Origin of the sequence: Sphingomonas sp. UNC305MFCol5.2 (assembly GCF_000712135.1) — a bacterium.
Lineage (GTDB): Bacteria > Pseudomonadota > Alphaproteobacteria > Sphingomonadales > Sphingomonadaceae > Sphingomonas.
On the sequence record NZ_JOOE01000004.1, the window covers coordinates 498,662 to 510,990 of the forward strand.

The window sequence follows — 12,329 nt, forward strand, 5'->3', positions numbered from 1 at the left end:
GTCAGCGGGCCGGCTCCCTAAGTCGCTGCGATGCTGACCGAGTCCCAAGCCTGCGAGCGCGTCCATGACATCGTCGATCGGGCACGCGCCGGGGGTGCCGATGCTTCCGACGCAGTGTTCGCCGCGGATCGTTCGCTGTCGGTATCGGTGCGGATGGGCGCGCTCGAGGATGTCGAGCGTTCCGAAAGCGAGGAGCTGGGGCTGCGCGTGTTCGTCGGGCGCCGCTCGGCGAGCGTCTCGACTTCGGACCTGAGTTCCAGCTCGCTCGATGCCCTTGTCGAACGTGCGATCGCAATGGCGGGACAAGCGCCGGAAGACAAATGGGCCGGGCTCGCGCCGCAGGAGCGGCTGATGCACGGCAACCCGCCTCTGCTCGATCTCGACGATGGGGCCGACGAAGCTCCCGAAACGCTGAAGGCCCGCGCTCTGGCTGCCGAGGATGCCGCGCGTGCGGTTCCCGGCGTGACCAACAGCGAGGGCGGCGGCGCGAGCGCAAGCCGTTCGGTGATGGCGATCGCCACCAGCCACGGCTTCACCGGCGCCTATGCGCAGACCGGCCACGGCGTGTCGGCGAGTGTGCTCGCGGGCAGCGGTGGCGCGATGGAGCGCGATCATGCCCATCACAGCGCCCGCCACGCGTCGATGCTCGAAGCACCCGAAGCGATCGGGCGGCTGGCCGGCGAGCGCGCGGTGGCACGGCTCAACCCCGCCAAGGTCTCGAGCGGTGCGATGCCGGTGGTGTTCGATCGCCGCGTCTCGGCGGGGCTCATCGGACATCTGCTCGGCGCGATCAGCGGATCGGCGATCACCCGCAAGACCAGCTTCCTGCTCGATTGTCTCGGCAAGCAGGTTTTCGCCAAGGGCGTGACGATCTGCGACGATCCGCATCGCCCGCGCGGGCTGCGCTCGCGCCCCTTCGACGGCGAGGGGCTGCCGGTGCTCCCGATCAAGCTGGTCGACCAGGGCATGCTGGAGACCTGGCTGCTCGACAGCGCCTCGGCGCGCCAGCTCGGGCTCGAGCCCACCGGCCATGCCGCGCGCGGCGGCGCCGGCGCCCCCGGTGTGGCGTCGAGCAATCTCTACATGCAGCCGGGCAACATCCCGCCCGAAACCCTGGTCGGTGAGATCGATCGCGGCATCCTCGTCACCGAGCTGATCGGGCAGGGCGTCAACGGCGTCACCGGCGACTACAGCCGCGGCGCTGCCGGATTCCTGATCGAGAAGGGCGAGATCACCCGCGCCGTTTCCGAGATCACCATCGCGGGCAATCTCAAGGATATGTTCCTTGCGCTGACTCCCGCCAACGATCTCGAATTCCGCTACGGGATCAACGCGCCGACGTTGCGCATCGACGGGATGACGATTGCCGGTGAGTGAGTCCGATCTCGCCGCCGAAGTCGCGAACATCGCCGCCGATGCGGGACGGTTCGCGATTCGATTGTGGAACACCGATTTCCGCCGCTGGGAGAAATCGCCGGGCAATCCGGTGTGCGCCGTGGATCTCGAAGTCGACGGGATGCTGCGATACCGGTTGAGTGAATTGCTTCCCGACGCCGGCTGGCTTTCCGAAGAGACGATCGACAACGAAGCGCGGCTCGATGCCGAGCGCATCTGGGTGGTCGATCCGATCGACGGCACGCGCGACTATCTGCGCGGCCGCAACGGATGGGCGGTGTCGATCGCATTGGTCGAGCGCGGTCGGCCGGTGATCGGCGTGCTCGACGCGCCGGCGCGGGAGGAAGTGTGGATCGCCGAAGCCGGCAAGGGCGCCTTCCGCAACGGCGAGCGCCTGCGTGTCGCCGAGCGCGACCAGCTTGCGGGCGCGCGCGTGCCGGCAGATCAATTGTCGAAGGTCGACGGCGATCTCGTGATGGTCGCCAAGCCCAATTCGATCGCGCTCCGTATCGCGATGGTAGCGGCGGGCGAGGCCGATCTGCTCGCGACGATCCGCTGGGGCAATGAATGGGACATCGCCGCGGCCGTCTTGCTCGCCGAGGAAGCCGGAGCGGCGGTGAGCGACGCATTCGGCCGCCCGCTCGGCTTCAACACGCCCGACGCGCAGGCGTTCGGCGTGCTCGCTACGGCGCCCGGAATCCACGCCGCCGCCGTCGAACGGCTTGCCGAGCGGGCAGGAGAGGCGATCGGCAAGCGCTGAGGCGTTTCAGGGACGGACGGCCACGGCGATGAGCGCCGTCGACGGCACCGGCAGCACCTCCCTGCCGTCCGCGCGGCGATAGACTTCGTCGATCACCGACTGCTGTTCGTCGGGGCCGAGCGCGGCCCAATCCTCGCTCAGGCCGAACTGGGTTTCGGGATCGAGATTGGTCATCCGAAGCAGATAGTCGCTGGTCATCGTCTCGATCACTGGCGTGTCGAAGCCCGCGGCGATCATCTCCGTGGAAAGCGTCTCGGATTTGCCGAGCCAGGTCAGGCCCTCGGGCAGTCCGGTCCGCCATTCGCGATCGGGGAACAGTTCGCGGACGACTTGCGAGAGCAGCAGATGCGTCGCCGCGCCCTGGCTCTGCCACGTCGCGACCACGCCGCGCCCGCCCGGACGAGTGACGCGCGCCATCTCGGCCAGCCCCTTGCGCCAATCGGGGAACATCATCACGCCGAACACCGAGAATACTGCGTCGAACGCGGCATCGGGCAAGTCGAGCGCCTGGCCGTCCATCGTCCGGCCCTCCAGATTGGGCAGCCCGTGCGCGGTCACGCGCGCCACCATGCCGGGCGAGAAGTCCGTCGCGAGCACCTGCGCGCCCTGCCGCGCCGCCGCCAGCGCGAGCGCGCCGGTGCCGGTGGCGATGTCGAGCAGTCGGGTCTGCGGCGTCACGGCGATGCGGGCCAGCGCTGCCTCGGCGAACGGCGCAGTGAAGGGATGCGCGGTCTCCTCATAGTGCTTGGCCATTTCGTTCCAGCGATCGGGGTCGTTCATTCGGCGCATTTCCACACTCCGGCGAATCATGTAACATTAAATGTAACATGAAAGGCGTTGCTTGCCAAATTCCGTGCGGAGACCAAGGATCGGATAATGCGACGCGACAGCCGGCTTTCCCGAATGCTCCACGTGCTGCTCCACATGGCGCGGCACGACGGCCCGATGACGTCGGACGCGATCGCGACGATGCTGCGGACCAATGCAGTGGTGGTGCGCCGCACGATGGCGGGGCTGCGCGACGCGGGCTATGTCCGCTCGGAAAAGGGGCATGGCGGCGGCTGGGTGCTCGCCTGCGATCTCGATGCGATCTCGCTGCTCGACGTCCATCGCGCCGTCGGCGGCCCGCAGATCTTCGCGATCGGCAACGAGGCGGGGCCGACGCATTGCCTGGTCGAGAAGCTCGTCAACGAATCGCTGGCCGATGCACTGAGCGAGGCGGAGAAACTATTGACCGCACGGTTCGGCTCGGTGAGCCTCGGCCAACTCGCGCGCGACTTCGACGCGCGCTATGCGTGTGTGGATTAGGGCAGCGGCTTGCCCTTTCCTCCGTCACCCCGGACTTGTTCCGGGGTCCACCGGGAGGCGAGTCTTGGGGAAAGAGGCCAGAGGACAGCCGGCGAGGCTTAGTGGACCCCGGAACAAGTCCGGGGTGACGGCTGGTGCCAATGTCGATCCGGCCTAGGCGCTGCCCTCGTCGCCTTGATATTTGATCTGGAGATAGCGTCCGCGCGTCGCGAGCAAATCGAGGTCGCCCTGCGCGAGCTGGGCGGACATTTCGGCGATCTCGTCGTCGATCACTTGCAGGCCCTGAGCGAGCTGCTGGTCGGGTGTCAGTCCGTTGCGCTCGACCCGGCGCAGCGGCTCGGGGACCCGCGCATAGCCCTTGATCAGCTCGGGGAGCTGCTCGCCGACCAATTTGCGCACTTCGCCCGCCGCCGGGGATTGCTCGTCGAGCAGGGCCAGCTGCGGCGCGAGAAACTCCAGCTTCACGCCGATCGAATCGACCAGCCCGTGCACCGGCGCAGGCAGTGCCGGGCGCTGCGCGTCGAGCCAATGCTCGGTGGTGCGCGGCAACGCCTTGAGCGGCACTTGCGTCAGTTGCTCGATTTCGGGAGTGCCGCCCCCCGCGGGCAGGGCCGCGAAGACGATGGTCGCGACGATCAGCAGCAATGCGACGAGCATCGCTCCCATGATCCCCAAAGGCGCGACAGCGAGCGCGAACACGATCGCGCCGGCGAGGATCGCGCCGTCGGCGATCGCGATCCGGCCGACCCGCCGGACCACCTCGGCCTCTCGCCGGCGGCGCAGCCTCTGGTCGGCCGCGGTCGCAGGCGCGCGGGCCCGCGAGCGCTCGATCAGCTCGTCGGCACGCGCGCGGAGGCGATCGACGTCGGTCACGGGCTTACATCGCCTCCAGCTTGAAGGTCTCGCTCACCGCGCCGCCCTGGTTCTGCGCGGCGCCCTCGGCGCGGGCGATATAGCCCTTGGACTTCTCGACTTCGTTCGACAGCGTGTTGACCGTGGTCTTCATGCTGTCGAGCGCCTTGAGCTTGAAGGTGTCGATAGCGTCCATCGTGTCGTAGATGTTCTGGAAGGCGCGCTGGAGCGTCTCGACGGGGATCGTCGAATTGGCCGCCTGCTCGTGGATCGCGGCGGTGTTGCTCTTGAGCAATTGCCCGGTCGAATCGATCAGTCCCGCGGTGGTCGTGTTGATCGCGGTGATCTGGTCGAGCACGAGTTTCTGGTTGGTCAGCGCCTGCGCGACGGTGACCGCGGTGCGCAGCGCCGAAACCGTCGTGGTCGAGGCGCGGTCGACGCCCTTCACCAGCTCGACATTGTTCTTCTTGACCAGATCGAGCGCCAGATAGCCCTGCACCGTGACTGCCATCTGGGTGAGCAGGTCCTGCGTGCGCTGGCGGACATAGAAGAGCGCGGTCTCGCGGATCGCCTTGGCCTTGGCGGGATCAGTGTGGTCGAGCTCGTTGGCCTTGTCCTCGAGCTTGGTGTCCATCGCCTTCGAGAGATAGATCATCTGCTCGAGCCGGCCCATCGCGTTCCACAGGTTCGCGCGCTCGGTATCGATCGCGGCATTGTCCATCAGCAGCTCGTCCTTGCCGCTGGACAGGCTCTTGAGGATGCCCTGGATGTGGCTTTGCGACGACTGGTATTTGCGGAAATACTGCTTGAGCGGCGAGCCGCCGAACAGCTTCGACAGGAACCCGTCATTGCCGCCGATCAGCTTGCCGTTGCGGCCGGGATCGAGCTCTTCGACGGTTTTCCGGAGCTGGAGCAGATCGGCGCCGACGCCGGTATCGGTGCTCATCGCGCGCACCGGCCGGTCGAGGAAGCGGTTCGACTGGCCCGCCGCGTCGCGGATTTCCTTCTGCCCCATCGCCGCGATCGCATCGACGCGCTTGCCGAATTCGGGCGAGTTGACGTCCTGCGCGACCAGATCGTCGATAAAGCCCTCGACGCGCTTCTCGAGCTCGTTCTTCTTGGTGTCTTCCACCGGCACCAGTCCCGCGGCCTTTTCGGGCGCGACCACTTTCACCGGCTCGGGCGGGGTGAGCACCAGATCCTGTTCGGCCACTGCAGTCTCGGTCGCCATTCCAAACCCTCCAAAGCTGTTGCGACCACCCATACGGACTTCGCTGCAGCTATCCAAGTGTGTCAGTTAAATAGTACACCTGTGGCGGCATCTCAACCCACGGGAGGGGAGAGGCTACGATCTCAGGCCGCCCGCGCCGCTCGCAACGCATTTCCCCACCAGAGCAGCTCGTCGAACAAATGGCCCGTCCAGCGCAGGTCCTTGTCGTCGCCCGCGAACACGCCGTCCTTCACCTTGCCCCACACCCCCATGATGTGGACCGATGCCTCGAGCGGGACCATCTGCAGCTCGCGCGTCACGCAGGTCAGCAGCTCGATCGAGCGCGCGGCGCCGTTGCCGCCATAGCCGACAAAGGTCACCGGCTTGCGGTTCCACTCGGCATAGACGAAGTCGAGCGCGTTCTTGAGCACGGCCGGCGGCCCGTGATTATATTCGGGGCAGATCAGGATATAGCCGTCGGCCGAGGCGATCTTCTCCGCCCAGCGGATCTGGAGCGGATCGGTGTAATTGCCCTGCGCGGGCGGGTGCGCGAAGGGATAGAAGGGCAGGTTCCAGTCCTTGAGGTCGATCATCTCGCAGGCGAGACCTTCGCGTGAGGCCGCTTGTTCGATCACCCAATTGCCGACCGGCAGCGCCATGCGCCCTTCGCGGACGCTGCCCATGATGACGAGAATGCGGAGTGGTTCGGCCATGTGTTTCTCCGTAGCGGCGCGGAGACTTCCCGCAACGCACAAATTGCGCTAAGGGCGCCCGCGAAACCGCCTTTTGCGGCCAATCAGGATATACGCATGAACCTCCGCAACGTGGCGATCATCGCCCACGTCGATCACGGCAAGACCACGCTCGTCGACCAGCTTTTCCGTCAGTCCGGCACGTTCCGCGACAACCAGCGCATCGAAGAGCGCGCGATGGACTCGAACGACCTCGAAAAGGAGCGCGGGATCACGATTCTCGCCAAGGCTACCTCGGTCGAGTGGGAAGGCACGCGCATCAACATCGTCGATACGCCGGGCCACGCCGATTTCGGCGGCGAGGTGGAGCGCATCCTGTCGATGGTCGACGGGGTCATCCTGCTGGTCGATTCGTCCGAAGGCGCGATGCCGCAGACCAAGTTCGTCACCGGCAAGGCATTGAAGCTCGGCCTGCGTCCGATCGTCGTCGTCAACAAGATCGACCGTCCGGACGAGCGCATCCAGGAAGTGCTCGACGAAGTGTTCGACCTGTTCGTGTCGCTCGAAGCGACCGACGAGCAGCTCGACTTCCCCGTGCTCTACGCCTCGGGCCGCAACGGCTATGCCAATGAGAACCCGGATGCGCGCGAAGGCACGCTGGCGCCCCTGTTCAACAAGATCGTCGAGCACGTCCCGGCGCCGTCGGCCGACCCCAACGGCCCGTTCAAGTTCCTCGTGACCTTGCTCGATCGCGACAATTTCCTCGGCCGTATCCTGACCGGCCTGGTCTTCTCGGGCTCGGTCAAGACCAACCAGCAGATCCACGCGCTCGATAACGACGGCAAGATCGTCGAGACCGGCCGCGCGTCGAAGATCATGACCTTCCGTGGCCTCGAGCGCGTGCCGACCGAAGAGGCGCAGGCGGGCGACATCATCAGCCTCGCGGGCCTGACCACCGCTACGGTCTCGAACACGATCTGCGATCCCAGCGTCAGCGAGCCGCTCCACGCCCAGCCGATCGATCCGCCGACGCTGAGCATGCGCTTTGCCGTGAACGATTCGCCGATGGCGGGCCGCGAGGGCACCAAGGTAACCAGCCGCATGATCCGCGACCGTCTGCTCCGCGAAGCCGAATCCAACGTCGCGATCAAGGTGACCGAAGCCGACGATCGCGATTCGTTCGAAGTCGCCGGCCGCGGCGAGCTCCAGCTCGGCGTGCTCATCGAGACGATGCGCCGCGAGGGCTTCGAACTCGGCATCAGCCGCCCGCGCGTGCTGTTCGGCCAGGACGAAGACGGCAAGAAGACCGAGCCGTACGAAACCGTCATCATCGACGTGGACGAGGAATATTCGGGCACGGTCGTCGAGAAGATGAACCTCCGCAAGGCCGAGATGACCGACATGCGTCCCTCGGGCGGCGGCAAGACCCGCATCACCTTCTCGGCGCCTTCGCGCGGGATGATCGGCTATCACGGCGAGTTCCTGTCGGACACGCGCGGCACCGGCATCATGAACCGGCTGTTCGAGAAATACGGCCCGCACAAGGGCAACATCGAAGGCCGCAAGAACGGCGTGCTGATCTCGAACGGTTCGGGCGAGGCGCAGAGCTACGCGCTCGGCCCGCTCGAGGAGCGCGGCATCCTGTTCGTCGGGCACGGCGAGGCGCTCTATGAGGGCATGATCATCGGCGAGAACGCCAAGCCGGACGACCTCGAAGTCAATCCGATGAAGGCGAAGCAGCTCACCAACTTCCGCGCATCGGGCGGCAAGGACGATGCCGTCCGCCTGACCCCGCCGAAGAAGATGACGCTCGAGCAGGCGATCGCCTATATCGACGACGACGAGATGGTCGAAGTCACGCCGACCAAGATCCGGCTGCGTAAGCGCTTCCTCGACCCGCACGAGCGCAAGCGGGCCAGCCGAGCGAAGCAGGCGGCCTGAGATAGAGGGGCGTCCGGGGCTTGTCCGGGCGCCCCTCTTCTTTTGGGAGAGCGGCCGCCGGTACTGGCCCGGCGACCTCCGTTACCGGTGGAAAGCGCTCGACCGCTCTCCGGTACCAACCGCCCGGAAGCGGTTGTTGCCTAGCCCCGACTTCCTGCTTGGGCGATGATGGCCAACGGATGGCCTTCATTGTCTTTGAAGAATGCCATCCACTCTTCCGTGCCGTCGTCGTGCTGATGGATCATATGTGGCGCGTTGATGAACTCGACACCGCGCTCGATCAGCTCGAGATGCGCGCGGTGCACGTCTTGAACCTGGAAGTAGAGAATGGAGTTTGCCGGGTTCTTGTCCTCGGAGAGAAACAGCCTCGTGCCGTCGCATTCGAAGAAGCTGATATTTCCGAAAGAATATAAGTGTTTGAGGCCGAGTACCTCGCCGTACCAGCGTGTGGCGGAATTGATGTCACGCACCGTTCGCGCGATTTGGCCGATGCGGCCGAGCTGCATGGGTTCACTCACCTGAATTTTCCTGCCTGCGACGTTGCTTTGTTTACGGACGCCTGACCAATGACGAAGCGCCCTTCGATTCGAGAGACTCAGCTTCTGGAGCACGTTGGTAACGTGGAATTTGACGGCATCGAGGCTGACACCCTGCCGCTCCGCAATCTGACGGTTTGTAAGACCGTGGCGGACGGCTTCAGCAACCCGCCACTCCGCGGGCGTCAGGACATCGGGAAACGGCGGTCGACCTCTTGATGCTTGATCCATGGCCGGGGCATAGCAACAGCGGCGCGCATTTTCCCTACCCGCTTATGCGCCCTCCTTTCCGGCGTTTCGATCAAACAATCCAGCCAATCGATCATATTGCCGCGCGGTGGTACAGGCTTAGGCGCCGCTCCGTGATGAAGATCCGATGTGGAAAACAGGTGCCGAATGCGAGAACTGATCCCTGCATGGCTTTGGACGCTCGCCCGCCCGACATTCCTTCCGTTCGCGCTCTCCGCTGGGCTGCTCGTAAGCGCGCATGCCTCGGCCCAGGAATATTCCGCGCGGGATGTCGGCGATTGGACGGTGGCGGCGAGCAAGGACAAAGGAGGCTGCTTCCTGAGCAGGACCTATGACGGAACGGGGCGCACGATGCTGCTCCTCGGCCTCAATATCGATGGCGGCAACCATCTTTCGATTCTGAACGACAATTGGTCGATCAAGCCGAGGGATCGGCTGAAATTGAGCTTTCGGCTTTCCAGTGGCGGCTATTCCAACCAGTTGGTCGTCGGAATGGAGTCGGAGGGAAAGCGGGGGTTCGTCACGAATTTCGAAACGAAGTTCCCCGACTATTTCGCCGCATCCAAGGCACTCCACATCTATCGCGGCGAGGTGCCGGTCGAGCAGCTGAGCCTCGACGGGAGCGGCGCCGCGGTTGCCGAACTCCGGCGCTGTGTCGGCATCGTCAGTGCGAAACCCTCCGCTGGCGGCCGTGAGAAGGGCCGTTCCGCTGCGATACCGAAGGACCCGTTTGCGCCAGACGCCGGGCGTAGCTCCGAGGACTAGCTGGCGAGCGACTTGCCTCGCCACCGTCCATTGGCCTGAGAAGATGCACAGCCGGACAGAATCGAATTGTTGGAACCAGGACGGTCCGCTTGGGTTGGTACGCATGGTTAATGATTGAGAGAAAATATGATGTCGCCCTTCATGACTAAACTTCTTCCCGCAGCCGTGATTCTGGTTGGCGCGACGGGCCTCGGTGGCTGCGCCTCCAAGTCCTTCGTGCGCGAGCAGATCGCTCCCGTCAGCCAGCGCGTCGATGCACTCGAGGCGAAATTGCAGGAAACCGACGGCACGGCGAAGGCTGCGCTGGCAGAGGCGCAGGCCGCATCCGGCCAGGCGCAGAACAACGGCCAGCGGCTCGATCAGCTCAACGGCCGGGTCGATGGTATTGAGCAGCGGCTGCAGGCGCAGGAGAATCGGGCAAAGCGGCCGCGTAATTGAGATTCCAGGCTCTCCGTATGACGACCGCCGCATGGTGAGCGCCTGACTCGATGAGCAACGTGTTTCTGGCGCTCGCCGGGCTCGCAAGCTTCCTGGTGGCCGGGGATCCCCGGCCGTCGGAAGCAGTGCCGGCGCCGGTTGAAATCAGTCCTTCGGCCGCGGCCGCGCGTGTCGCCGAATGGGTCGCCGCATCGGGAGACAATCGCGCGCTGCCCTATATCATCGTCGACAAGCCGAACGCCTCTCTCCTGCTGTTCGATGCTAAGGGGAAGGCGCTCGGTCAGGTTCCGGTGCTGATCGGCGTTGCCGTCGGGGATGACGCCAGCCCCGGCATCGGCAGCAAGAACCTCGCCGAGATCGGCCCTGCGGAAAAGACGACCCCCGCCGGGCGCTTCCTTGCGAAATACGGATTGGCCGCGGGCAAGGAAAAGGTGCTCTGGGTCGATTATGCCACTTCCGTGGCGCTGCATCCGATCCCGAAAGGCGCCAGCGCGAAAGAGCGCCGCCGGCAGCGGATGCTGTCACCGGCTTCGGACGACAATCGCATCACCTTCGGGTGCATCAACGTGCCCGTGGCCTTCTACAGCAAGGCCGTGCGCCCGCTTTTCCGAAAGAAGGGCGGATATGTCTATGTGCTGCCCGACACGAAGCCGCTCGAGGTGGTCTTCCCCCGTTTGCGGGTTCAGGCCCTCGCAAACGGGACCTAGGCCTTCCCGGCCCTCCGCTCGATCCCGAGCAGCAATTCCTTCGCCGCCAGCCCGCCGGCAAACCCGGTCAATGCACCGTTGGTGCCGATCACCCGGTGGCAGGGAGCGATGATCGAGATCGGGTTGCGGCCGTTCGCCGCCCCCACTGCGCGCGAAGCCTTGGGTCGGCCGATCTGCTGCGCGATCTCGCCGTAACTGCGCGTCTCGCCGAACGGGATCGTCAGCAGCGCCGCCCACACGCTCTTCTGGAAATCGGTGCCGCGGAAATCGAGCGGCAGGTCGAACGTGGCGCGCGCACCGGCGAAATAGGCCGCCAGCTGCCGTTCGGTCTCGAGCAATATCGGATGATCGGGGGTCTCCTCCAGCTCGCCGAGCTTCACGCGGCCGGGGCGGTCATTCTCCCAGAGAATGGCAATCAGGCCGGCATCGCTCGCGACCAGAGTCAGCGCGCCGACGGGCGAGGGGATCGTCTTGAACTTGTCGGTCATGATGGGTCCTTTCGTTGGAAGGACCATGCCGTACCGCGCCAGCACTTGCTTCCCGCGGCTTGCGCTCAACCTGCCATTTCGAGCAGCACCGCCCATTCCTGGTCGCGCACCGGCGTCACGCTCAGCCGCGACTGGCGCAGCATCTCGAGGTCCTTGAGCCGCGGCTCGGCCTTGATGTCGGGGAGCGGGACGGGCTTGGCGAGCTTCTCGACCGGTTTCACCGCCACGCTCGCCCATTTGCCGTCGTCGCCGTCCGGCTGCCAGGCGCGGGTTATCTCCATCACGCCGACTACGGCCTTTTCGGTGTTCGAATGATAGAAGAACGCGCGGTCGCCGGGCTGCATGTCCTTCAGGAAATTGCGCGCGGTATAATTGCGCACGCCGTTCCATTCGGTGGCGCCGTCGTGCACCAGGTCGTCCCACGAATAAGCGTCGGGTTCGGAGCGGAGGAGCCAGTAAGCCATGGCGGCCTATTACCGCCTAAACGGCGGCTGAACACCCGATTCCGAACCAGTTCAGCCGCAGGGCGTTAGAGCTTTGACCCAAGCGCCGCGAATCGCGTGTTTTCGAGCCCCGGCGCCTCGTTTTGGAGGAACACATGGCCAATCTCATCAAGAAGGCGGTGCTAGGTACGGTCCTCGGCGCCAGCGTGCTGACCGCGGTCGCTCCCACCGCCGAAGCCCAGCGCTATCGCCGCTATCATCACCGCGACGACACCGGCACCGCGATCGTCGCGGGCATCGCCGGCCTTGCGATCGGCGCGGCGCTCGCCAGTGGCGATCGCTATGACCGCCGCTACGATTATGACCGCTATTATTATCGCGAGCGCGGCTATTATCCGACCGACGGCTATTATTACCGCGATTATTACCGGCGCCATCGCGGCTGGGACCGGTGCTACACCCGCCGTGTCTGGGATCCCTATCTCGATCGTCCGGTGCGCGTGCGCTACTGCGACTGACCAGAGTAAGCGAGCGGCGCGGGCCAC

The 12,329-nt window shown here is 65.2% G+C and carries 15 protein-coding genes; 8 read left to right on the plus strand and 7 right to left on the minus strand.

The features are described from left to right. Positions 1-30 precede the first annotated feature (30 nt). Both BR78_RS0118485 and BR78_RS0118490 read left to right on the plus strand, forming a co-directional pair. Positions 31-1,377: a TldD/PmbA family protein gene (locus BR78_RS0118485; RefSeq protein ID WP_029937326.1), complete on the plus strand. Its 1,347-nt coding sequence runs from the start codon at positions 31-33 to the stop codon at positions 1,375-1,377. Then, entirely contained in the window at positions 1,370-2,155 is a 786-nt protein-coding gene (locus BR78_RS0118490) for a 3'(2'),5'-bisphosphate nucleotidase CysQ (protein ID WP_029937327.1), read from the plus strand. Before BR78_RS0118485 ends, BR78_RS0118490 begins: the two co-directional genes overlap by 8 nt. A 6-nt stretch (positions 2,156-2,161) precedes the next feature. Here BR78_RS0118490 and BR78_RS0118495 read toward each other — a convergent pair whose 3' ends face one another. Then, entirely contained in the window at positions 2,162-2,935 is a 774-nt protein-coding gene (locus BR78_RS0118495; protein ID WP_231478315.1) for a class I SAM-dependent methyltransferase, read from the minus strand. A gap of 96 nt (positions 2,936-3,031) precedes the next feature. Between BR78_RS0118495 and BR78_RS0118500 the strand changes: the two genes are divergently transcribed. After that, complete coding sequence (locus tag BR78_RS0118500) at positions 3,032-3,463, plus strand: Rrf2 family transcriptional regulator (protein WP_029937329.1); 432 nt, start codon at positions 3,032-3,034, stop codon at positions 3,461-3,463. Between the two features lie 153 nt (positions 3,464-3,616). Here BR78_RS0118500 and BR78_RS0118505 read toward each other — a convergent pair whose 3' ends face one another. The 3 genes from BR78_RS0118505 to BR78_RS0118515 form a co-directional block, all read right to left on the minus strand. Further along, on the minus strand, positions 3,617-4,336 hold the full coding sequence (locus BR78_RS0118505; protein WP_029937330.1) for a hypothetical protein: 720 nt from the start codon (positions 4,334-4,336) through the stop codon (positions 3,617-3,619). Positions 4,337-4,340: 4 nt separating this feature from the next. Next, positions 4,341-5,546 carry a toxic anion resistance protein gene (locus tag BR78_RS0118510; RefSeq protein ID WP_029937331.1) on the minus strand — a complete coding sequence of 402 codons (1,206 nt, stop codon included), beginning with the start codon at positions 5,544-5,546 and terminating at the stop codon, positions 4,341-4,343. A 122-nt stretch (positions 5,547-5,668) separates the two neighbouring features. Continuing rightward, the gene (locus BR78_RS0118515; RefSeq protein ID WP_029937332.1) at positions 5,669-6,238 is read right to left on the minus strand and encodes an NADPH-dependent FMN reductase; all 570 of its coding nucleotides are present in this window, start codon (positions 6,236-6,238) and stop codon (positions 5,669-5,671) included. 96 nt (positions 6,239-6,334) lie between these two features. On the opposite strand from BR78_RS0118515, the gene typA reads away from it, so the two are divergent. Beyond that, complete coding sequence (gene typA, locus BR78_RS0118520; protein WP_029724162.1) at positions 6,335-8,158, plus strand: translational GTPase TypA; 1,824 nt, start codon at positions 6,335-6,337, stop codon at positions 8,156-8,158. Between the two features lie 140 nt (positions 8,159-8,298). On the opposite strand, the gene BR78_RS21445 is transcribed toward typA, so the two are convergent. Next, positions 8,299-8,925, minus strand: a complete 627-nt coding sequence (locus BR78_RS21445; protein WP_081855845.1) for a LuxR C-terminal-related transcriptional regulator — start codon at positions 8,923-8,925, stop codon at positions 8,299-8,301. A 165-nt stretch (positions 8,926-9,090) separates the two neighbouring features. Here BR78_RS21445 and BR78_RS0118530 point away from each other — a divergent pair, with 165 nt between their 5' ends. From BR78_RS0118530 to BR78_RS0118540, 3 genes are all read left to right on the plus strand, one after another. Then, positions 9,091-9,708 (plus strand): hypothetical protein, encoded by a 618-nt coding sequence (locus tag BR78_RS0118530; protein WP_049811633.1) that lies wholly within the window; start codon positions 9,091-9,093, stop codon positions 9,706-9,708. Positions 9,709-9,837: 129 nt separating this feature from the next. Next, entirely contained in the window at positions 9,838-10,146 is a 309-nt protein-coding gene (locus BR78_RS0118535) for a hypothetical protein (protein WP_029724158.1), read from the plus strand. 50 nt (positions 10,147-10,196) lie between these two features. Further along, a complete protein-coding gene (locus BR78_RS0118540) occupies positions 10,197-10,853 on the plus strand; it encodes a hypothetical protein (RefSeq protein WP_029724157.1) in 657 nt (218 codons plus the stop codon). Here the strand turns inward: BR78_RS0118540 and BR78_RS0118545 are convergent. Together BR78_RS0118545 and BR78_RS0118550 are read right to left on the minus strand one after the other, a co-directional pair. After that, positions 10,850-11,341, minus strand: a complete 492-nt coding sequence (locus tag BR78_RS0118545) for a methylated-DNA--[protein]-cysteine S-methyltransferase (RefSeq protein WP_029937334.1) — start codon at positions 11,339-11,341, stop codon at positions 10,850-10,852. The genes BR78_RS0118540 and BR78_RS0118545 overlap by 4 nt on opposite strands. Positions 11,342-11,406: 65 nt before the next feature. Next, positions 11,407-11,805 carry an EVE domain-containing protein gene (locus BR78_RS0118550; protein WP_029937335.1) on the minus strand — a complete coding sequence of 133 codons (399 nt, stop codon included), beginning with the start codon at positions 11,803-11,805 and terminating at the stop codon, positions 11,407-11,409. A 134-nt stretch (positions 11,806-11,939) separates the two neighbouring features. Between BR78_RS0118550 and BR78_RS0118555 the strand changes: the two genes are divergently transcribed. Continuing rightward, positions 11,940-12,302: a hypothetical protein gene (locus BR78_RS0118555; RefSeq protein ID WP_029724153.1), complete on the plus strand. Its 363-nt coding sequence runs from the start codon at positions 11,940-11,942 to the stop codon at positions 12,300-12,302. Positions 12,303-12,329 lie beyond the last annotated feature (27 nt).